Below are 21,722 nucleotides of genomic sequence, written 5' to 3'. Positions count from 1 at the left end.
ATAAGAAATTATGATTTTAAAAATTAAAAGTAACAATGACCGCCTGTTAGATATTCTTTATAAGAATCCCGACACCGACAATGGGTTATATTTCAAGACATTGAAAAACGGGCAGATTGTAGGCAAGACGGTCAACAAAAACTATTACGAAGTTGTATTTCAAGATACCAAGTATAGTTATATGCCCGAAGAGGCAAACCAAATAGACTATCAGAGTTATTGTACGCCATTGGCGGTATTGCATATCTGCAACGAACTATTTGGACATATACTCAAAAGCAAAGATGAATTTTCGAGCAAAGAAATCGGATGGCTTGGCATTACTCAGGGAGAAGCCGATACCGAAAATTGTACAATCGAAGTAACATCATTCTATATCGATTCCAACTGGTACAGAAATGGTAAATTTCTTCTATGCAAATATTTTGAAGGCATAGAGATCGTACAGCAATCGAACCGTATTTTTAGATTGAGCGTTTCGGCAAAAAGCGTATTCGAGGCATTCAATTTATTAGCTTTGACATCGCTATTTACCCATGTAACCAATGATTACGGGATGTTTACCTATATTGATGACAGCCTTGCTCAAAAATACGGGCGCATATTGACAAATATTGACAATGTCCCTTATTTCGTATTTTACCTGTTTATTATGAAAGCAGTAAAGTCGCCTCGGCAGTTTGAAGAATTGAAACCTGTCTTTGAAAATTATCTGCAACAATATGGATTGGAAGCCAATCTTGTGTTACAGGGAACATACTTGCAACGGATTCATTTTATTACCAATCTGCTGGAGCTAGACATCCCGATTCTGGATATTGGCTGTGGAGAATTTACCTATTATAAGAGGATGATGAACAAGGATTTTTCTTCTGTTTACTATGCTGTGGACCATGACGTCAGATTCGAGCGACTGGCAGAAAATATTTCACGCCGCTATGATAATGACAATTTGGTATTTATGAACTCGTTAGAACAATTTGATTCTAAAGAGTGTGTAAACATCTTGCTTACGGAAGTTATCGAACACAATCCCATAGATGAGGCAAAAGATTTGATAAGAAAGACATTGTCTTACAATTTTAACAAGCTGATTATTACAACCCCCAATGTGGAATTCAATCAGTTCTACAATATGGAACAGGATATGCGCCACGATGATCATGACTTTGAGCCTACCCGACAAGAGTTTGAAACTCTGATAGCAGAATGCACTACCGGAAAAGAAGTTAATATTGAATTTTTTCAGCTTGGTGACAGTTTAAATGGAATACAACCGACACAAGGATGTGTGATAACGAGAGAAGCTTGATTATGGAAAAAAAGAGATTACAAAAATTATTAGAGAACGCTAAATCTTTAGGATTAGATCAACACTCTATTGATATTGCAAATGAATACCTTGAGTATAAAGAGTATGAGTTATGCTTTGATATAATTGCAGAACATCTCTATGAAAATAATATATTGATAAACAAGCTTGTTTTTGAACAAATGATGTCTTTGGTGGAATGTATGAAATTATCCAAAGATAATTATTCGTTCTTAGAAGAACTTTATAAGACAAAAGAATAATGGAAGACCTAAAAAAGCTAAAAAATAGAATCGATTGGTTTTGCAAGAATAAGGTTAACGCCTTTTCTCCAACTATATCGCCTGCGCCAAAATCGAAAGAACGAAACGAGATAGAAAGTATCTTTGAAGCTATTCGCTATTTCTACCAAAATGAAATAAAAGAAATTGTTGTTGAGAAAAAATACATGGGTTCGTATTGTGATATTTATCTGAACAAGAACCTCGAAGATACTTATTTCGTCAGCCGCAACGGACATAAGATAGATCACATAGACCTTGCAGCAGCTAAAAAGGCTTGCCGTGATCTTCATGCTCGTTTCAATTGGGAAAACCTACAATTGGTTATCATTCAATCGGAGTTGATGCCTTGGAGTGCTATGGGCAAAGGATTGATTGAAAATGAGTTTGAAGGTTACCTCAATGTGCATCAAAACCATTACGAACATTTGGCAAACACCGACTTATACAAAAAGATTGCCGATGTAAAGGATTCAGTGGCGTACAGACAATTTGTAGAAGATAAGAATACATTGTCATCAAAAGAATTCAGGACAAAATATCCGCATCATATAATTCGCCAGTATGAGTCGTTATCGGAATTTAAAGTATTGGATTTGGATATTTACAAACAAAGTATTGATATTTACCAGACTCAAATCAGTCATTTCGGACAAGAGGGCGATATTTATTTCAAGCCTTTCAATATTCTGAAAAAAGTATTTGATAATGGTTCGGAAGAATTTGTAAATGACAATCTAAGTTACAAAGATGTAAATGACGACGAATTTTTGCATTTGCCGATAAGCAACGAAGAGGAATTGAATCACGCAGTAGAAGAAGTTTATTCTTGGTTTGCCTCTTTAGAACAGAATAACGAAGAGGGAATAGTTGTTAAACCTCGTCAGGCGTTTATCAAAGGCATACCTCCGGCGTTCAAAGTAAGGAATAACCAATACTTGACTATGATATACGGGGTTAATTTTTACGACCAGTACGATTATTACATCTATAAACGTAACATCGGTAGGAAACTGGAATGCTCCATCAGCGACTGGATGCTGAACTGGGAGCTATCGAAAGTTCCTTATAAAGAGATCGACAAAGAGAATTATTTTCTTAAAAATCTCGTTTTCGACCGCATTATGGGCGAAAAGGCTGAAGCGGGATTGGATACAAGATTGTAAAAAGAGTATGAATAAATGGATAACAGATAGACCAATAATAGAGGATAGATATATCAGAACAACTGATATATGCATCTCTAAATTAAAAAATATCATTGATAGTAGCCCTCAACTTGCTCCTATATATCCTTTGGTAAAGTTTACGATGGATCGTCTTCACTCCGTATTGACCCTAACTGTCAATTTTATGATACGGGATGCAGAAATAATATTAAGGTCTGCAATAGAATCACTTATAAAATTGACATTTATATGTTCTGCTGAGAGTAAAGATGAACAAAAAATACGCTTGGATGAATATTGGGTTTCTTTAGCTGAAATTTTAGAGTTAAAGGAATCAGAGCAAGCTAAAAAAAATTTAAGGACTCTACCCGATAGTCAAAAGCATAAAATTGCTTTTTTGCCTATAATATTATCGGAAGAGAGAGAAAAAGAATTAAGAGAGAAATGGACAAAGAAAAAACGCCAACAACTAGAACAAAAATGGTCTTTTACTGAACTTTTAAATTCTTTATCTAAAAATTACAAAGGAAAACCATACCCCATACTTGACGTATTATCATATAGCTATCGAATGTCTAGCCACGTTACCCATGGAGATGAAACGGGAGTTCTGATTATTCAAGAAAGAGATAGTCGTAGTATTGAAGAGCAGGAAAAAGCTTACAATGGTCATTATTTAAGATTGTTAAGCGATGTTTTAACTCTATGTACCCAAGTAGCGTTTGAATGTATTGCCTTTATTGAAAAGCCAGAAGAACTTCATTTTTTTGTTGAAAATCTAAATCAGATCAAGGCTATTGAGTATCTGGAAAAGAAATATAAAGGAAGAGTTTTTGAAGATGTTGCATATGATCAGTATAGAAAGAAAAGTGAAATATAAATGAAAAGAAAAAATCCACAACTATTAATATTAATCGGTGCTCCCGGTTCAGGGAAATCTACCTTTGCCAAATATTTTATCCGCACCGAAGAAAACTGGATGCGTCTATGCCGTGACGATTTCCGCACGATGCATTTTACATATTCAAACCTACCCCCACATGAAGAAGGCTTGATAACCGAGATACTGAATGTCTCTATTGAAGTACTACTCCGTAAACGATGCAACGTATTACTGGATGCAACCCATTGCCGTGCAGAATATCTTAATCACTATATCGACAAATTTAATCATTTGGCTGATATATCATTCAAGATATTTGAAGCCGATGCTAAAACAATTGCAGACCGTTGCGAAAAGCGTAACAAGGAAACTGGGAAATACATTCCAATCAATGTGCAGAAGCGTTATATGAAAGAACTGGAAGAATTGAAACAAGTTTTCGACTTCTCTCCCCGTCCTCTCCGGGATAATCGTATATTGGCAATGGAGCAAAATAAAGATCTACCAAAGGCAATTATTTGCGATTTGGATGGAACATTGGCTTTAATGCAGCACCGTAACCCGTTCGATGCAAGCGGATGTGATAACGATGATTTGAACGAACCGGTAGCCAATACGCTCAAAACTTTTGCAAAGGAAGGCTATCAGATACTTTTGGTATCGGGTCGTGAGGATCGTTTCCGTGAACCGACAATTACATTTTTAGAGAAATATTCCATTCCTTACTATCAACTGTGGATGCGTCAGTCGAAAGATTTCCGAAAAGATTCGATAATCAAAAAAGAAATCTTCGATGCTGAAATTAAAGATAAGTACTTTATCGAATTTGTTCTTGATGATAGGGATCAGGTTGTTGAGCTTTGGCGAAACGACTTGAAGCTGCCTTGCTTTCAAGTAAATTATGGGAGTTTTTAATAAGAAGGTGTCTCATAAATTGGAACAGCTCGTTTTCTTCAGGTCGATATCTGAGGTCGATTTCAAATATTCAATTTGCAGAGAGTTAATATTACCTATGGGACACCTACTTGTTTTATTCAAAAGTAGCAATCTAATTATCGCTTTTCTAAATATGATTTGACAATATCAAAGAACTCAGCATCAAGAGGCAATGAATTACTAAATTTAATTTCTACAGTTATATGTGTGTTAAATAGAGAATTATTTACCTGTTTCAAATATTTTTTCAGTTCATATAATTCCAAAAATAGATAGTAATGTTTTTGGGTTACCCACTTGCAAAGGAAGGGACACTTGTCTTTATTGCTACATTCAGTTTCGTTATCCAAAATATCAATAATTATAGATCCTTTCTCTAAGTGAGACTCGCAACCCTTGCATCCTTCTTTAATAGATATGTGCGATAAATTTTCAGTATTAAGAATAATCTCAATCACTATTTCTTCTTGTATAGAACCATTTTTTAAATAGTTATCAAGTTTGTCCTCTTGAGAGTATAAGGTCTTAATATTACACTGATCCGTAATAAGATGAGATATCCAATGAAATTGAGAAATATTCTCCATTTGGTTGATATTCTCTTTCAAAATATAATAACTAATTCTATCTTTAGTCATATCTAAAACATCAGCTAAGCGTAAGACAATCATCATGTACTTAATACTATACAAATCTTGTTGTGCCTTAGATCTTCTGCCATAGACTTCAGAGGCATTATACCCATGGGATTCTGCAACCTCTGCTATTATTTGAAGCGTGCTTTCTTCAATGAATTTTAAATAAGAATCATGTCTTTGTTTAATAAATTCGGCACTAAGCTTTGTATGGTTATCTCGGACATGATTCTCAAAGAAACAAAATACTGTTTTAAAATTATTCAAAATTATTTTTTTAGCAACAGAATCTATTATCCCATTATTCAGTTCTTTTTCTAATTCTAAAAGAAAGTTAGAAGCAATAATGTCACTTTTTAATATTGGACTAGTGAACTTTGCTAAATTAGGATGGATAACCATACTTATATCATGCAAATAACAAGCTAAAAATAAGATATAATAATCTAATTCTTTCATACTTAGATAATCAACAGCTCTAACTAGTCTTACGCTATTCTTGATTAAGTCAACTGCATGTTCTTCATTGTGAAGTGTATATGAATTTAAAAATTTTGATCCATTTTTCCAAAGACCATTAACTAAGCGATGCGTAAGAATTAAATCATCTACAAGTTTGGGATTTTTGACTCGTTTTATGAAAATATGAATCACATCGAACAAAAGAGTATCAATTTTATTTAGACCTTTATCTTCTCTACTATTATTTAGAACATCTGTAGCAAAAACGACAAAATCGTGTATTTTAAATATTCGATTGCGTAAATATGTTAGAATTCTTAATTCATAATATTGTAAAGTTCTATTATTTAACTTATAAATAGAGAGATGTTCAGATAAGTTAACAGCAAGAATTTGGGACATTAACGCATTATATATTTTACGTTTGAACTCATTAGAGACATTATATATAAATTTAAAATAATCACTGTCAAATGGATCAACCATCGGCACTTCTAGTATCTGGTGTATTTTATTCTTCTTTTTGATGTCACTTGAATACGAATAGTTTTCTAGTAGATCTTTGGCCCATTTTTCTAATGTATCATAAGATTTATCTTTTAATGCTATAATTTGGAGAGTTCCAGTTAGATCTTTCGTATAGTATAAATTATTTTTACAATCTTTGTTTAAAGACAATGCTTGAGAAACAATACGAAATTCAAAATCCTTGATTTTGCCACAAAGGTTTTCTTTTTTTGATACTGCAATATTTGATAGTAATAACCTTGATTCTGCCATAAAGATATCTTCATCTATTGTTTCGAATAGTGTATCAAAGGCTAATTCTTCATTATTGATTTGAAATCTATCATAATATTCTTGTAGAATTTTATCCGACACATCTCCTTCATTTCTTATAGATAAGAGTCTTTTCCTATACAAGAAGAACCTTCTATATCTTTTCAGCAATTTGAGGTTATACTTTATTGCTTTGCCATTGTTGGCTCTATTATTTTCCTTTTTACTGTATCGTTTGATTTCTCTATCGATAGCATCGATTAAGATATCAAGTTTTTCTTTAACAAGATTGTCCTCGACATCATCTAAAGTGTCATTGAAGACAGCAGCATTAGACACCTGTCGTGCTAAATTTTGTAGTGCTATGAAATTTTCATAAGCATTATCAATAGCAGTACATGTACTTTTACCCTCTGTGTGAAACTCAACCTTATAATCAAGTAATTTCTGAAATTCTTTTGCATTCTCAGATAGAATAGCCTCTTCTTTATTGAATTTTTGTAATTCACTGGAGCACTTTGCGTTTATAGAGATTACATTCTTTTCAAATTCTTGCTCAGTAGAGTTGGTATATATCACAGAATCATCAACATAGTAGTATGCGTTACCAGGGAATATTTCTGATACGATTCTGGCAATCTCAATCATGCATAAATTTCCGAAAAAGTATGCTTGAGGTAATCCTTGTGGTATACCTCTACACATACGGATGTCTGAACTCGCGATATCTATATTTGGATAATATATGTTTTCCCAAACCTTAATGTCTTCCTGTTTGATCTTAAAATATAACAACTTGGAAAGTACTACACGCAAACATTTTTTCTCCTCTTCTCTCTCAAAAATAGTTGATGATTTTTGGTAGATGTAATTAAAAATGAATTGCGGATTTATTGAAGGAAAGAAGTCTTTTAAGTCAAGACAAACTTCATGAGAATATTCTTTCGATTCTTTAAATTCATTATACTTATTGATGACATTCTCTGAGTATTCTTTATACTTAACCTTCCAGTTAATAAATAAATTATCAGCACTAGAAGATGGGATATTTCCATAAAAATTAGACGGAATAAGCTTTGAAATATCTGAAAAATGTCTACCTATATTTACTTTATTTTCTACACTTTTATTCTCGTCTTCTAGCCCAAAATCTTTGTACATTATAGTATTAAGCAAGCACACTAAACATATTTGTGTTTCTAAATCAGCAGTATGTATAGGTCTATATCGAATTTTATTCTCTTTATAGTCCTTCATCCTAAAGTATGGCTTGATTTCAAATAATTCGTCATCAGAATTGAGTATATTTTCAATACGTTTTTTGCATTGTTCTATAACCCCACTTATTAATGATTTATCATATTTGTCAGATAATTGGCTGTATAATTTTAGGTCGGAATCCTCTAAAAGTCCTTTTTCAAAAACATATGATTCTAAAGAATAGATGGCATTATATATATTCGTGTCACTAACAATCATCTTATATAAAGACGCTCCCTTTATACTTTTTATATTAGTCATTGGTGATAGTATATGTTTTAATTGTTTTTTCTTTTTCTATTAATTGAATCTTGTTTAAGGAATCTAATTCCTGAATAGAAACAGTGAGATTTGTTGCTTTATCTAATATCCTGAGAATGTATTTTCTTTTATAATTGAAACTGAAATTATGTATATTTTGAATTTCAATTTTTGCATTAAAAGAACTATTCTCAAAATAGAAATCATATAGTTCATCAAAACGGAATATATACTTGTTTAAACTTTCTTCAGGAATTGAGTTACAACATTTGATAATATGGTCTAGCCGTTGTTGAATATGAAGTATTGATTCTTTAAAAGTTGGTATTTTTTCTGAGAAATACCCAAAATTGTATAAGATATTTTCTTCTTGAAGTAGAAATAAGGAGAACATGTGCAGTATATTGTCATCAGGAATAGCTGTATACTCTAAATAAGTACAAATAAGATTTATTTTATTTGTAAGTCTCTTTTCTTCACTCTCATTGATATTTGAACTCTCATCATTACTAATTTGCTCTTTAATTTTCCGGATAACTTCTGCTCTATTCAAAGTCTTAATTTGGGCTGAGATTAATGCATCACTAGTTGATTTTTTAGCACTGATGTCGTTTTTGTCAATCTTGGCTGATTTTCTTTTAGAGGAATCTTTTTTTCTTTTAGCCATATTATTCGAATCGTTTTAATAAGTATTTTAAATCCTAAATTCAAGAAAGGCATCAAATAAGAAACCCCAATTAAATAATTTCAATCTAATTATTTAGATGAATAACTAGATGATAAAGATTTGTGTGGAAATCGTACCTTCTATATTCAATTTTTAGAAGTTTAATATTCCCAAAACCAGAATCAAGCTCTTCACTATTAACAAACTCAAGACCCCAATTATAAGATGTCACATGAGCTTTATATTTTATCCAAAAATCAGAGAAGTTTACAACTTCGGAATAGACTAATATGATATTATTTTTTAATCCATTAGGATCATAACCATATAACTTTTGTATATGATCTTCTAGATATTTTTGCTTCAGGCTATCTAAGTTTAAAACTTCAATTATACAAAAAGGTGTTTTTTTAGTGTTTAATACTACAATATCTACCTCTCCAGGGTTAGTGCCACTTTGAGATTTTCCCCAAAAACTTTGATCTTTTAAATATAAACCTGACGCATCTAATAAATCTCGAATATATGTATTTCTAAAATCTTCAGGTTGTTTATTATACAAGCTATTTCCTTGTAACTTTATACAAGCGGAGATGATCTTACTTAAAACGTCAGAAAACTTTAAATTCTTATTTTCTATGTATTGTAATACTTCAGAAATTAATTCTTCTTGAGATTCTGTTTTAGAAGATAAAAATATTAAAAGCTCCTCTGTTATTTCTTGATATGTTTTCTTCAATTTCTCTAAAAGATCAGATGTCTCTTTTTTAATAGAATTTTTATCACTAACTAATGAATATAAATACTCTAGAAAATCTTTTTCTTCTTTTGTAATACTTTCAAGTTTTAGACACTCTTCAATTTTAATTCTCTGATTACTAAAGCTTACAGTTAAAAATGGTAAAACATTGTCCCTTATAATATTTTCAGCCAATGATGCTATTAATTTAGAATCTAGAAATTTGTCTTTTAATTCTAAATTCTTGATCTGTAGAAATGATACGCAGAGACAAGTAAATTGATTTATATAATCAATCCATAAGTTAGGATCTTCTTTATTAATCTGAGCTAAATTGATTATTAATAAATATATTTTATACTCAAATAGATTGTTTTTTGAGGAAAATATATTTCTTTCCCATAATGACTCTTTAATAGTTTTTATATGATCTTTTAAAATGAAAGGAGAATATTTTACAACAGATATAATGTCACAAACAGTAGTAAAAAATATTGCATCAATTCTATTTTCAATAAGGTTACGAGACTGAGAAAAGTAAGCTCTACTATGGTTTATAATAATTGAAAATTCTTTCTGATTATTTGCAATAATGGCTTTGAAGAAATTGATTATACCGAGAGAGTAGAAACATTCAGATTGGAGTTCTGCTTCATCTGTTATGAAGTTTAAATAATAATTTTCGATTTCGGAAGGTTCCTTTTCAAAAAAAAGATATAGATTTTTTAAACATTCCAGCTGTATAAATAAATCAGATTGACTTGAAATATCGTCAAGAATTAGATTAATAGTTTTTCTTTCAATCGTTTTGTCGATGAAGGCCAAATTAAATATATTATGTAAAGCTCTTTTTCGTATATAATCATTTTCATTTTGCTGTAATACAATTTCTTTTAGAAAGGCAAATAGTTCTGTGGAGGGGAGTTTTTCTAAATTCACGCAACCTCCATCAAAGATCTCCAACTTACGTTGTAGATCCCAGTTGTGAAATTCTTTTATTATCAGTGCTTCATTATTCATTAAAATACAAATTGGCCATCTTCAAAAATAAGCTGATTTTTAAATTTATTTTCAAAATCTCTTTCAGCTGTACCTATTAATATTTGCAAATCAGCATGCATTGTCTTATCTATGTTTTGTAATTCAGATATTAATCCTGCTAAATAATATTTGTCTCCTTCTTCTTTTGCTGGACTGTCAATTATCAAAAAATGAGAGTGTTTTCCTAATTGTTCAAAAATATCAAGTTCAATCAAACTAAGATATAAAGATATTTTAGCTCGTAATTGTTCTCCTTCTACAAGATTCTTAAATTCTTTTTGAACGCCATCTTGTATGTATCTAATCCCTAGGCCTTCAGTGATTTTTATTTTTGAAATATTCTTTATACCAAAAGAATGAATTTTTGATAAAATTATTTCTTCTAATTTATTTATTGAACTATTTCCAATACTATATCTCATATGTTTCAAATCAAATATGGCATTATCTAACAACTCTATTTGTTTGTCATAAGAAGACGTGTCTATTTTAGCTTGTTCTTGGTTCTTTAATTCAAGTTTTTTGTATTCTAACACCGCTATTTCTTTTAAAAGGATTGAAAGGTTAGGTGTTGGTATTTCTGTTTTATTGTTAACCAAAGCATTTTTGATTTGTTTTTCCGAATTTGAAATTTCTTGAGAGAGATAATTTAAATCAAAATTAGGTTTGACGTTAATTTGTTTTTTCTTGTTAATCAGAGGCTCAAGTATTCCTGAATAATTGGAATATTCGAACTCTAGGTCTGAGATGAGTGTATTCAACTGATTTACATTTTCAGTTAAATCATTTACTCTAGTTAGTATATTCTCTTGGGTTTCTGTTTCATCTTTTGAATGGACATCCTCACTACATAATGAACATTTATGCTCATTAGCTTGCATTTTCATTTTATCAGGAGATACTGGATGATCACAATTTGGGCAATGCTTTATATCAAGATTTGAGAAAAAAGAAAGGCTATCTTTATATTCATTTAAATCATTAATTCTCTTTAGTTTTTGTTGGTTTTCTTTTTTTAAAGAACCGATTTTGCTTTTTAGAGCTTTTCTTTGTATTTCTATTTTCTCTTCGTCTTCTTCAATTGTCTGTAATTCTTTTCTCATCAATATTAGCCGTTCATTCTCGTTATTAAGCTTTTGAGTCAAAGATTGATAATGATCATATAAAGATTTCGTATCGATAATCTTTTTTTGTACAGGCTTTACTGCTTGGTTGTATTCTTTATTCTTTAAAATCAACTCTTCTTCAATCTTTTTCTTTTGTTTTTCATCAGCATTTATTTTTCTTGTAATATGATCTGCGTTTATTCCTTTTTCCGATTTCAATTTATCTAATTTTACAGTTAAACTATTTATGGGATAGGTTAGTTCTAGGCCAAATAACATCTCAAATGTTTTAATCTCTTGATTACCAAAAGAAAGTTCATAACTATCTTTTGATTCTAAAAAAATCGAATGGAAATATGTTTTCCATGAAGTAGCATTTTCTTGTAATTCAACTTTATCCTTTTGGGATGGTTTTTGAGTCCATTTAAGTGAATAATAAGAAAATTGGCTAAAAAAGAACTCTTGCATTTTAAGTATATAATCTTCTTTACTGGATACTTCCCAAAATAAATCAGCATTTTCTATGTCTTCGTATCTTAAAATATTCCCTTTTAATAATTTGGCTTTAAGTCTATGGCTACTACAATCAATATATGTAGAATAAAAATTGTTATTGACTTTAAAACTTAATAGAACTTCTTTTATCCACTGTCCAATATTATCTACATTTTTCCCCGTCAAAGCGAATCGAATAATTTTAAAAACAGAAGATTTTCCTTTCAGGTTGTCTGCTATCAACACATTAACCCCTGATTGAAACTTATGAGAAAAGAAAAACTCTGTTTCATCACTTTTAACTCCACGAAATAATAGACTATCAACTATTAATCGTTGTCCTGTAGACATTGGACTATCTTTTAAATACTCATCAACAAAAAGAATATCTTTTATTTGATCTAATGTAAAGGCATCTTTATGTTTTGTATGAATATTTTTAATAAAAGCATCGTATCTAAAACTCATAATATTTCATTATATATTAGGTGAAATTCTGTATATACCTTATTTTGTATATCCGATATTAGGTCTGAGTATGCAGTTTCTTTATATTCTTCAATTTGATACTGCATATCCTTTAAGGTTGATCCTGAAAATTGACCAAAGTATTTCTTTATCAATAAACAGCGTTTCTTATACCAAAGTAAAGCATTGTAGTTATCAATCAGCTTTAACTTCTCTAAAGCTTTATCTGTCAGATAATATTTTTTATCTACGGTTCTCAAAATATTGTCCTTCTTACTTGAAAATTCTAATAAACCAAAAGACTTTAGAAAAGAAATTACATCATCTATATGTTCATATGCACCAAAAAGGAATCGCGTCATTTCCATTTTACGCAATACTGGTTCTTTATTCAAGAAAATTTCTTTTATAATACTTTTAATTTCCGCTTTATCTGCTTGATTATTTTTTACTTGCATAAGTAGTTCATATGCTAAATAGTCTGGATTACGAAGTAAGAAGTCTAGCTTTTGGAGTTTAACCTCCGTTCTAAGAATCTTCTTTTGATGAGGATTTTGCTCATCTGAGTAGTCATCTGAAAATATATATAAAATAAATAATATTCTAATTCTATCTTGGAATAGTCTTATTTCCCTTTCTTCTTGCATGATCCTGATTTTAACATATATGCAAATATAAACTATTGTTAATAAACTAAGTAATTATAAAGTCCAAATTATTTATTAAATCAGAAAATTATCCTTTAATACATAAAATAAGTCTCCCAAATAATATGGAAGACTCTTTATTTTATTTAGGTTTAGTTCTGTTTCTCGCCAGTTTTAAGCAAAACGATTAATCAGTATAGTCGTTACTCCTTCAATAAAAATTTCTTATTCACATTCCTCATATCCCTCAAAATACTCTTATCTAAAACCTTTGCATATTGCTGAGTCATTTTTGTATCGGAATGACCTAGCATTTTAGCGACATTCTCCATCGTAACGCCGTTGGCGAGACAAGTAACCGTCGCAAAAGTGTGTCTTCCTGTATGAGTCGTAATCGTCTTCTTGATACCACATACATCAGCAATTTCACGGAGATAAGTATTCATCTTTTGATTAGAAAGGACAGGCAATAAAACTCCTTTCTTTTGGCAAACAGGATGATCCTTATACTTCTCTAATATTTTCTGAGGAATATCCAGTAAAGGAATATTACACATATTATTGGTTTTTACCCTTTGCTTGCGAATCCATAGTGTACCTTCGTTATCGGTTACCAAATGTTCTTTGGATAAGGTTTTTACATCCGAGAATGCCAAGCCCGTAAACGAGCAAAATACCAGAATATCCCGCACATTGCTTAACCTTTCTATCTCAAACTCTTTATTCATTATATTTTCTAATTCATGAAGTTCAAGGAATTCGCGTTCGACTTCTTCATAAGTCATTTTAAAATTTACAAAAGGGTCTTTCTTAAGCCATTCATTTGCCAGAGCAATACGGATTATTTTCTTAAAATTCTTTAGGTATTTCATTGTAGAGTTATGATTACAATTTCGTTCCGTTTTAAGGAAGAATTCATAATCCTTTACAAACTGGTAATTCACATCTTGTATATTAATATCATCCTTTTTATATTGGAATTGTATAAATTCCTGAGTATGCCGGTAGGCTGTTTCATAGCGTTTGACTGTAGAACGAGACATATCTTTGCCTTCCAATTTATGACATCTTTGGTTATGTTCCTGAAACACATAAAGAAGTGTAATCTTAGGTTCTGTTTCAATACCTTTGTACTTATTGACTATCTTGCGGGCAGTGATATCTTCTCCATCGATCTCCATCTCCCGGTAAATTTCCATAAGACGAAAACGAATAGAGTCCAGACGACTATTTATTTCCAACGATTTACGATCCTTGCCTGTAGCTTTCTCAGTACAAGAATTCCAAAGGTTAGGATTTATAGTCTGATTGATTGTAACTTCAATCTTTTCTTTATTCACAGTTACTTTCAACTGGATTGCTACTTCACCGTTTTTTGTTACTCTGCTTCTCTTCACAAAAAACAATACACTAAATGTTCTTTTCATACTTTAAAACGTTTAATTTTTTCATTAATACAAAGTACGAAACCGAAGCATTCATATCAAAATTACAGCATTGCATTTCTTTGATTTACTGCGACTTGCTAGGTTGTTGAGTGCAAAGTCGCTGACAAAATACCCGTCATAAATCTGTCAGCGTTTTTACACGTGAAATATGCTTAGAATAGCTATTTTCTGCTGACATTACAAAAAAAATATCCCTGTAAATGTCTAATTTACAGGGATAAGATGCATTTTTCTAATACTTTCAGTGGAGCTGGAGGGATTCGAACCCTCGTCCAAACAAGGAATTAACTTGCTTTCTACATGCTTATCTTCGCTTTAATTGTAGGGAGTGGGCAAGACCGAAGCCACCAACCCAAACCTTAGCTTCTTTATTTCAGATAGAGACCGAAGCCTTCCCTATCCTATCTCCGATTTACCTACACCACCATATCGGAATGCTTCGAAGCCACAGCTTCCGGGTGATGTCTTGTCTCTACACCTGTGCAGAGATTAAGCTTTATCTACTGTAATTCGATTAAGCAGCAAGAGCGTAATTATTTTCGCCAGTTAAAATTTTGACGTCTGAGATTATAGTGCTAGCCGACTACGCACTGCATGCTTACAAATCACTTCATCTCGCTGTCAAAACCGGTCAGCCCCATGAGTTTAATACGAAATTCTGAACATCTAACACAAATATCAGTAAGTGTTTGCCAAGATATTCGATAACAAAGATAGTTATTTTTTAGATTTATTACTTCTATTCGTAGGCATTATACAAAAAAGTATTATTCTTATTTTATTATTATAACAGGAAAGTATTATCTTAGTCATGAAAATCTTACGTCCAATTAACCAAAATACATTATGAAAAATATAAAACAATCATGGTATACTGGTAGGTTATTATGGATTAATTTAATCTTCTTCACACTGCAATTAGTCTCTACTAATATTTACGCACAAAACTCAAATACTCTGATTGACTCTATACAAGCAAGAATCAATAGACAGTTGGAGACCTATCCACAAGAAAAAATTTATGTACATAATGATAAACCCCTCTACGTTACAGGCGAAAATATATGGTTTCGAATACATTTAGTGAATGCCCTTAGCCATCGACACAATACTACCAGTCTATATGTCTACGGCGAACTCATCGACCCGATAGGGAATGTAGTAGACAGTGTAAAAATAATAAGGAGAAATGGAATTTATACTGGTCACTTCAAAATTGATGAAGAGTTAGCCGATGCAGTATACACCATGTCCTTTTACACAAAATACATAAAAAACTTAGGTGAAGACTATTTTTTTAAACGAAATATAATAGTTGGCGGTGGATTATCGAACCTATGCCATATAGAACCCACTTTCCAATATGAAAATGATAAAATAGAAATAAATTTAAACTTTATTGAAACACAATCAAATAAAACTTTTGTATCAGAAGAATTACGTATCAGAAATAAAAAAGGTCAATTACAAGAATATCATACAGATCCAAATGGATTATTATCTTTAGATTATCCGAGTTCTAAAGATAATCCATTAACTCATATATATTTGGAATACAAATTTGATAAAAAAATCAGAAAACAATACATACAAGTTCCATCCATTAGCCAAGACTATGACATTCAAATATTACCTGAGGGCGGTAATTTACTAAAAGACATAACAAGTAGAGTGGCATTTAAAGCCGTAGATTCGAACGGTCTGGGCGAAGATGTGACGCTGGCTGTTATTAACGAGAAGGGAGATACTATTTTAACTTCAAAATCAACACATAAAGGGATGGGCTTATTCTCTTTTACCCCCACAGATACGAGTAAATATACTGTCCACTGCCTGAATTCAGATAACATCTTAAAAAAGATAGATTTATCAGCCATGATAGAAAACGGTCATGGATTATCTCTATATTCTGCAAACGGATACATATCAGCAACTATCAATTCGACAAATTCACAAATATCCGATTCCTTATTCCTTTTAGTACATAGCAAAGGGGAAGTATTCTATATTAATACTATAGATAAAACTTCTGTCGTTTTCCGAAATAAGGAATTCCCTTCAGGAATAATTAGCTTTCAATTATTAGATTCTAATATGAATCCAATCAGTGAACGCCTCATTTATAACAAAAATGAACTAGCAGAACCTAATATTAATATAGAGACAGATCAATTACATTATAAACCAAGACATCTGGTTAAAACGAAGATTGTTTTATCTGACAAATCGAATATTATGCTGACAGGCAATGCTTCTGTAAGCATAATAGACAATAAAGATGTAAAAGTCGATAGCACACAAAATATCTTATCATCCTTATTTTTAACTTCCGAGTTGAAAGGAACAATAGAAGAACCATCTTATTACATGCAAGAGAACCATAGGTCAGAATCATTGTTAGACCTGTTAATGCTTACTCACGGGTGGCGACGATACAATATGAAAAATATTTTGCGGGGAGAAATTGCCAAACCCAGTATCGGTATGGAATATACAAATATTTTAACCGGAAATGTGAAAAGCGGAATCCTTTTAAATCGAAAAGCCAATAACATAGACATTACAGTATTAACCCTAAATCCATATTCATTCAAAACCGTTGAAACTGATGAGAACGGGTACTTCGCAATCGGAGGGTATGACCTCCCCGACAGCACCATATATTCTATTAATGCCGTCACTAAACAAGGAGGAGAGCGTTTAGAACTAACAATAAATCAGGATAATTTTGTAAAATACAGAAAACCATTAACACATAATTATAAATGGAAACAGCCGATCGTAAGCGAGGATCTTGATAACTACTTTTCTAAAGCAAATTTAAAATATACATACGAAAACGGGCAACGGATCATACACCTAAAAGATGTTGAAGTCTTTGGCAAAAAGAAAGGAAAATCTCTAATGACTTCGGCTTACAGTAAAATTTACACTTCTAAAGATCTTTCTGAAACGAAGACATCTGACATTGGTGTTATGCTCCGTCATCTTGGGATATTTGTTGAATATGGAGAAGGAGGACCAATCGGTAATCTGTATATTAACCGGGGTGCCAAAAGAAGCCCATATCCACATATACCGGCATTAATAATTGTAGATAATATAGAAAATCCATATTTTATGACTTCCGGATTTCTTGTAGAAGATATAGATAATATAGAAGTTGCCGAAATGACTACAGCAAGTGCACTATTTGGTCCTAGAGCCAGTAACGGAGCCATCATGATTACGACTAAAAAAGGAGACTCAGCACCTAAATATAAACCGAACCAATCACAATTTATACCCTTAGGATACCAAAACGAAATGAAATTTTACTCACCCAAATACACAACGATTCAAGATATAGAATCTACTATTCCTGACTTGAGAACCACGATCCACTGGGAGCCTAATATTGAATTTAAAGATGGAGAAGCAGAAATTCAATTTTACACATCAGATGCAACAACAGAATACTCTATTGTTGTAGAAGGAATAACAGACAATGGAATTCCATTCTACAACGTAGATAAAATAAGTGTCGAATAAACCGGTGGACAAAACCCACTCCGGATAAACCGATATCAGTTTTTTCAAATAAATGAATCTCTTTATGGAAAAAGAGATATATTTGTCTCTAGTTTACAAAACGATAAAAAACACAAAATATAATAAAAACACATTGTGCTTATGAACATATTTCAAATCCAGTTTGAAGAAATCAGACAACTTATCGATTATGATGATTATTCATTACTGATTAAGCGGGTAATAGATTTAACACTCGACACCGAAGATACTAATCATTATAAAGAGACTGTCAGTTTTCTGGATTGGCTGGATCACAATCATGATAATATCCCCGAGAAGAAAGCAAAATTCACCAATATACTCGACCATCTCTATGAAACACTTAAGGACAGGCCGCTACAAGCTACCGAAAACGGTGTTCCATTACTATCAGTATATAACCTGATAAGATCATATAAAAGATCTTCGTTTGCACTAGGACCCATTAGTTTCGAAGTAAAAGAAGGACAAATATTAGGGCTGGTTGGCGAAAACGGAAATGGAAAAACAACCCTGCTCCGTTCGTTATGCGGAGAATTACAACCTACCAGCGGAGAAGTTAAATATCTCTTTCCACACAAAGACAGCTACGATCTTCGATCGCATCTGATATACATACCCCAGCGTACAAATTCGTGGCAAGGCTCACTGCTATCCAATCTGCAATTCACAGCAGCATACTACGGCATCAAAGGAGAAGAAAACGAATTAATGGTGCAACTTATTATTGCACGCATGGGATTGCGTAAGTATAGAGATTATAGCTGGAAAAATCTATCGTCGGGATACAAAATGCGATTCGAATTAGCAAGAGCGCTCTTGCGCAAGCCAAAGCTATTATTGATAGACGAACCTCTTGCCAATCTCGACATACTAGCTCAACAAATAGTGCTGGACGATTTCAGAGACATTGCACGCTCTCCATTCCGACCTTTGGGTATAATACTAAGTTCACAACAACTTTATGAAGTAGAAAAGGCTTCGGATTTCGTAATCTTCTTGAAAAACGGAACACCTCGCAATCTAACGCAAGACACTGATGCTGTGTTTACCGAAATAACAAAATTCATTGTAGAGTTCGAGTCCGATTGGTCGCAAGAGCAGTTACGACTGGTATTTGAGACTCTCCAACTTGAAAAAATGCAGATCAATGGAGGTACATACGTCGCCAGTTTCCCTAGCACCATAACACAAGAAAACTTTCTGAGATTAATACTGGATAAACAAGTTCCAATATCTTACTTCAGAAATATATCAAATTCGACCCGTAGATTTTTCCTTTCATAAAACAAAAACAAAATGATAAAAAACATACAAAAATATCTGCTATTACACTATCCGATTATTTGGAATATAAGGCTAATACCTATGTTACTTATATTAATAGCTATACACATCATATTCTTTGCCATAGGTTATGTAGCTACCGATACCGTTTTCGATAGCAGTAATTACTACTATTCACCTGCCGACGACTTGGGGCTTATCTATTTCGGCAGCATACTGGTCGGAATACTCTTGTTTATCGGATGGCTTATTTTCTATAGCCGCAACAATAGCTTTAAGAATTTCTACCCGCGAAAATCACCCTATCTCTTCTTAGAATGGATACTCATTTTGGTGATCACTACAAGCATAACACTAATTCCTGCCACACTCACGCGAGGCAGTATCTACAAATGGAACTCTGCCGCCTCACTCTCCGAAGCGACTAAGGTTATGGATCTGTTAGACAAAGTCAAAATATTGATTCCTGATGATAAGGACAACTACAGGTACGACTCTGATAACAACAAACCAATTCCCATCCCCAGCGGCATGGCATTGCGCATAGATACTTTAGATCTAGACCTTTATGCTTTCGACTACAACAGAGATGGAAACATCGTAATAAAAGGATACACAGGCCCGTCAATTCTGTTTTATCATAATTACGACTACAACTACTATGACACTAACTACTATACTAATTACGAGTACAGTGCTGACGAATTGAAAGAGAAAAAAGAAGCAAAAGAAAGAGTCAAAAAAATTGAAGAAATAAAACAGTGGTTCAGAGATGGTAACAAAGAAGCCATTCTTGCACTGATGACCGACTATCTTAAATTACAGGAAAAACATAATATGCCTGCTACATTAACAGCAAATGAATGGTTGAAAAAGATATACAATCCACCTTATTTTGCCGTAAATGAGAATACAATTATAGCAAGTAGCAGCAGCGACGCTTATTATTATGACTATGATCATGATACAAGTAGACAGCAAACCTATCTCCAGTATCAAGAATTATCATCCGGATATGATAAGATTATCAGAAGCTATAACGACAATGATGTTATACGCATAATAACACTAGTCTGCATATGCATCTCGACAATTCTATCGGTTTTTATATTTTCTTTCAGAGCGGCTACAGGCAAAAGCTGGCTTATAGCATTCGTGGCATGTGGCGTCCTTCTGTTTTTATCAGCTTTTATAGGAGTCGTTTTATCCGAAATTGCAGACTATAGAAGAGGCGAAATATATGGGTTATTCCTGTGCTCGTTCTGGATTATTCTTTTCTTTATTTTAATGTCCATTATTATAGCTAAGATCAAGAATACAGGAAATAAAGGGAAATCAAACATATTCGTAAATTTATTTATGTGGTTGTTACCATTTATTTGCCCACTTATATACTTTGGACACTACTTTTTCTTAGATGTAGTTGAAAGTGAATATTACTATAACATTAATGACAATGAAGTATTAGAATGCGTTTTCTGGGTAAACATATTAATTACGATCGTAATAATGTTCCCGATCTCTATGCTAATCCGTAAATGGAAAAGTATTCCCGAAGAATAAATACCCGCTTTTTTTATACATTTTTTCCCAAGTCTGAAATTGATTTGTATATTTGTTTAAACTATAATAACAGCACGGATGAGAACAGATAATATCGAAAAGAAAAAAATACACCACGGGCATAATGTTAAGCGTCTGCGCGAAGCACGTGGTATCAAACAGGAGGTAATAGCCAACGAATTAGATATGGCACAGCCTAGTGTTGCACGACTCGAGCAAAAAGAAGTGATCGACGATGAAACATTACAAAAACTGGCCGTTATCCTATCCGTTCCTGTCGATATTATTAAACTACTCGAAGAAGACCCTGCTGCCATTTATATTGAAAATAATACATTTGAAAGCAGTAGTATTATAGGACAATCTGTAGATAATTGTGATACAATCTATAATCCGCTAGATAAAATTATAGAACTGGCCAACGAAAAAGCGGCACTTTACGAACGCATGTTAGAACTGGAAAAAGAAAAAATAGCTTGGTTAGAAAAGCTATTGAATGAAAAGAAATAATATGTACATGTAAAAATGTACATGGAGAAACCATACGTGGAGAAGCTGATCATAGCTTCTCCACTTTTTTATGCCATTATCCTTTGTATTTTCTGAATTCTATGATTAATTCCTATTAATATTGTTAAAAGTTATCGCATTTTTCCTTTTTCAACTACCCGTTTTTTAGGGGGGCAGATTGAAAAAGGGAAAATAGCTTACTTAAGCTGTTTTCTTGTAA

15 protein-coding genes and 1 other RNA gene are annotated in these 21,722 nt (G+C 32.3%); 9 read left to right on the top strand and 7 right to left on the bottom strand.

Going from position 1 to position 21,722, the window contains the following annotated elements:
- The first annotated feature begins 10 nt into the window (after positions 1-10).
- The 5 genes from G7Y56_RS15120 to G7Y56_RS15100 are packed head-to-tail and all read left to right on the top strand — an operon-like array spanning position 11 to position 4,560.
- On the top strand, positions 11-1,312 hold the full coding sequence (locus tag G7Y56_RS15120; protein WP_165044764.1) for a class I SAM-dependent methyltransferase: 1,302 nt from the start codon (positions 11-13) through the stop codon (positions 1,310-1,312).
- A gap of 2 nt (positions 1,313-1,314) precedes the next feature.
- The gene (locus tag G7Y56_RS15115) at positions 1,315-1,575 is read left to right on the top strand and encodes a MafI family immunity protein (RefSeq protein ID WP_165044762.1); all 261 of its coding nucleotides are present in this window, start codon (positions 1,315-1,317) and stop codon (positions 1,573-1,575) included.
- Positions 1,575-2,759: a hypothetical protein gene (locus G7Y56_RS15110; protein WP_165044760.1), complete on the top strand. Its 1,185-nt coding sequence runs from the start codon at positions 1,575-1,577 to the stop codon at positions 2,757-2,759. The genes G7Y56_RS15115 and G7Y56_RS15110 overlap by 1 nt, the downstream gene beginning before the upstream one ends.
- A 7-nt stretch (positions 2,760-2,766) precedes the next feature.
- Positions 2,767-3,642: a DUF5677 domain-containing protein gene (locus tag G7Y56_RS15105; protein ID WP_165044758.1), complete on the top strand. Its 876-nt coding sequence runs from the start codon at positions 2,767-2,769 to the stop codon at positions 3,640-3,642.
- The gene (locus tag G7Y56_RS15100; RefSeq protein ID WP_165044756.1) at positions 3,643-4,560 is read left to right on the top strand and encodes an AAA family ATPase; all 918 of its coding nucleotides are present in this window, start codon (positions 3,643-3,645) and stop codon (positions 4,558-4,560) included.
- Between the two features lie 137 nt (positions 4,561-4,697).
- Here the strand turns inward: G7Y56_RS15100 and G7Y56_RS15095 are convergent, their stop codons facing one another.
- The 7 genes from G7Y56_RS15095 to ssrA all read right to left on the bottom strand — a co-directional run bounded on the left by G7Y56_RS15095 (position 4,698) and on the right by ssrA (position 15,229).
- Positions 4,698-7,979: a reverse transcriptase domain-containing protein gene (locus G7Y56_RS15095; RefSeq protein ID WP_165044754.1), complete on the bottom strand. Its 3,282-nt coding sequence runs from the start codon at positions 7,977-7,979 to the stop codon at positions 4,698-4,700.
- Positions 7,972-8,646, bottom strand: a complete 675-nt coding sequence (locus G7Y56_RS15090; protein WP_165044752.1) for a hypothetical protein — start codon at positions 8,644-8,646, stop codon at positions 7,972-7,974. Before G7Y56_RS15090 ends, G7Y56_RS15095 begins: the two co-directional genes overlap by 8 nt.
- A gap of 85 nt (positions 8,647-8,731) precedes the next feature.
- On the bottom strand, positions 8,732-10,405 hold the full coding sequence (locus tag G7Y56_RS15085; protein WP_165044750.1) for a hypothetical protein: 1,674 nt from the start codon (positions 10,403-10,405) through the stop codon (positions 8,732-8,734).
- Positions 10,405-12,495, bottom strand: coding sequence for a hypothetical protein (locus G7Y56_RS15080; protein WP_165044748.1), 2,091 nt, complete (start codon positions 12,493-12,495; stop codon positions 10,405-10,407). The genes G7Y56_RS15085 and G7Y56_RS15080 overlap by 1 nt, the downstream gene beginning before the upstream one ends.
- Positions 12,492-13,142, bottom strand: a complete 651-nt coding sequence (locus G7Y56_RS15075) for a hypothetical protein (RefSeq protein ID WP_165044745.1) — start codon at positions 13,140-13,142, stop codon at positions 12,492-12,494. Before G7Y56_RS15075 ends, G7Y56_RS15080 begins: the two co-directional genes overlap by 4 nt.
- A gap of 203 nt (positions 13,143-13,345) precedes the next feature.
- Complete coding sequence (locus G7Y56_RS15070; protein ID WP_165044743.1) at positions 13,346-14,569, bottom strand: site-specific integrase; 1,224 nt, start codon at positions 14,567-14,569, stop codon at positions 13,346-13,348.
- 263 nt (positions 14,570-14,832) lie between these two features.
- Positions 14,833-15,229, bottom strand: a transfer-messenger RNA (tmRNA) gene (gene ssrA, locus G7Y56_RS15065).
- 207 nt (positions 15,230-15,436) lie between these two features.
- Here ssrA and G7Y56_RS15060 point away from each other — a divergent pair.
- The 4 genes from G7Y56_RS15060 (at position 15,437) to G7Y56_RS15045 (ending at position 21,502) form a co-directional block, all read left to right on the top strand.
- Positions 15,437-18,121: a TonB-dependent receptor gene (locus tag G7Y56_RS15060; protein ID WP_165044741.1), complete on the top strand. Its 2,685-nt coding sequence runs from the start codon at positions 15,437-15,439 to the stop codon at positions 18,119-18,121.
- Between the two features lie 141 nt (positions 18,122-18,262).
- Positions 18,263-19,429: an ATP-binding cassette domain-containing protein gene (locus G7Y56_RS15055; protein WP_165044738.1), complete on the top strand. Its 1,167-nt coding sequence runs from the start codon at positions 18,263-18,265 to the stop codon at positions 19,427-19,429.
- 12 nt (positions 19,430-19,441) lie between these two features.
- Positions 19,442-20,992 carry a hypothetical protein gene (locus G7Y56_RS15050; RefSeq protein WP_165044736.1) on the top strand — a complete coding sequence of 517 codons (1,551 nt, stop codon included), beginning with the start codon at positions 19,442-19,444 and terminating at the stop codon, positions 20,990-20,992.
- Between the two features lie 78 nt (positions 20,993-21,070).
- Positions 21,071-21,502, top strand: coding sequence for a helix-turn-helix domain-containing protein (locus G7Y56_RS15045; RefSeq protein ID WP_165025886.1), 432 nt, complete (start codon positions 21,071-21,073; stop codon positions 21,500-21,502).
- The last annotated feature ends 220 nt before the right edge of the window (positions 21,503-21,722 follow it).

Source organism: Dysgonomonas sp. ZJ709 (genome assembly GCF_011039195.1).
Taxonomy (GTDB): Bacteria; Bacteroidota; Bacteroidia; order Bacteroidales; family Dysgonomonadaceae; genus Dysgonomonas.
This window is presented reverse-complemented; position numbering and strand designations above follow the sequence as displayed.

Excerpts from the sequence above, each read along its gene's own strand:
- G7Y56_RS15120 (WP_165044764.1), top strand. The coding sequence starts at position 11 with ATGATTTTAAAAATTAAAAGTAACAATGACCGCCTGTTAGATATTCTT.
- G7Y56_RS15115 (WP_165044762.1), top strand. The coding sequence starts at position 1,315 with ATGGAAAAAAAGAGATTACAAAAATTATTAGAGAACGCTAAATCTTTA.
- G7Y56_RS15110 (WP_165044760.1), top strand. The coding sequence starts at position 1,575 with ATGGAAGACCTAAAAAAGCTAAAAAATAGAATCGATTGGTTTTGCAAG.
- G7Y56_RS15105 (WP_165044758.1), top strand. The coding sequence starts at position 2,767 with ATGAATAAATGGATAACAGATAGACCAATAATAGAGGATAGATATATC.
- G7Y56_RS15100 (WP_165044756.1), top strand. The coding sequence starts at position 3,643 with ATGAAAAGAAAAAATCCACAACTATTAATATTAATCGGTGCTCCCGGT.
- G7Y56_RS15095 (WP_165044754.1), bottom strand. The coding sequence starts at position 7,979 with ATGACTAATATAAAAAGTATAAAGGGAGCGTCTTTATATAAGATGATT.
- G7Y56_RS15090 (WP_165044752.1), bottom strand. The coding sequence starts at position 8,646 with ATGGCTAAAAGAAAAAAAGATTCCTCTAAAAGAAAATCAGCCAAGATT.
- G7Y56_RS15085 (WP_165044750.1), bottom strand. The coding sequence starts at position 10,405 with ATGAATAATGAAGCACTGATAATAAAAGAATTTCACAACTGGGATCTA.
- G7Y56_RS15080 (WP_165044748.1), bottom strand. The coding sequence starts at position 12,495 with ATGAGTTTTAGATACGATGCTTTTATTAAAAATATTCATACAAAACAT.
- G7Y56_RS15075 (WP_165044745.1), bottom strand. The coding sequence starts at position 13,142 with ATGCAAGAAGAAAGGGAAATAAGACTATTCCAAGATAGAATTAGAATA.
- G7Y56_RS15070 (WP_165044743.1), bottom strand. The coding sequence starts at position 14,569 with ATGAAAAGAACATTTAGTGTATTGTTTTTTGTGAAGAGAAGCAGAGTA.
- G7Y56_RS15060 (WP_165044741.1), top strand. The coding sequence starts at position 15,437 with ATGAAAAATATAAAACAATCATGGTATACTGGTAGGTTATTATGGATT.
- G7Y56_RS15055 (WP_165044738.1), top strand. The coding sequence starts at position 18,263 with ATGAACATATTTCAAATCCAGTTTGAAGAAATCAGACAACTTATCGAT.
- G7Y56_RS15050 (WP_165044736.1), top strand. The coding sequence starts at position 19,442 with ATGATAAAAAACATACAAAAATATCTGCTATTACACTATCCGATTATT.
- G7Y56_RS15045 (WP_165025886.1), top strand. The coding sequence starts at position 21,071 with ATGAGAACAGATAATATCGAAAAGAAAAAAATACACCACGGGCATAAT.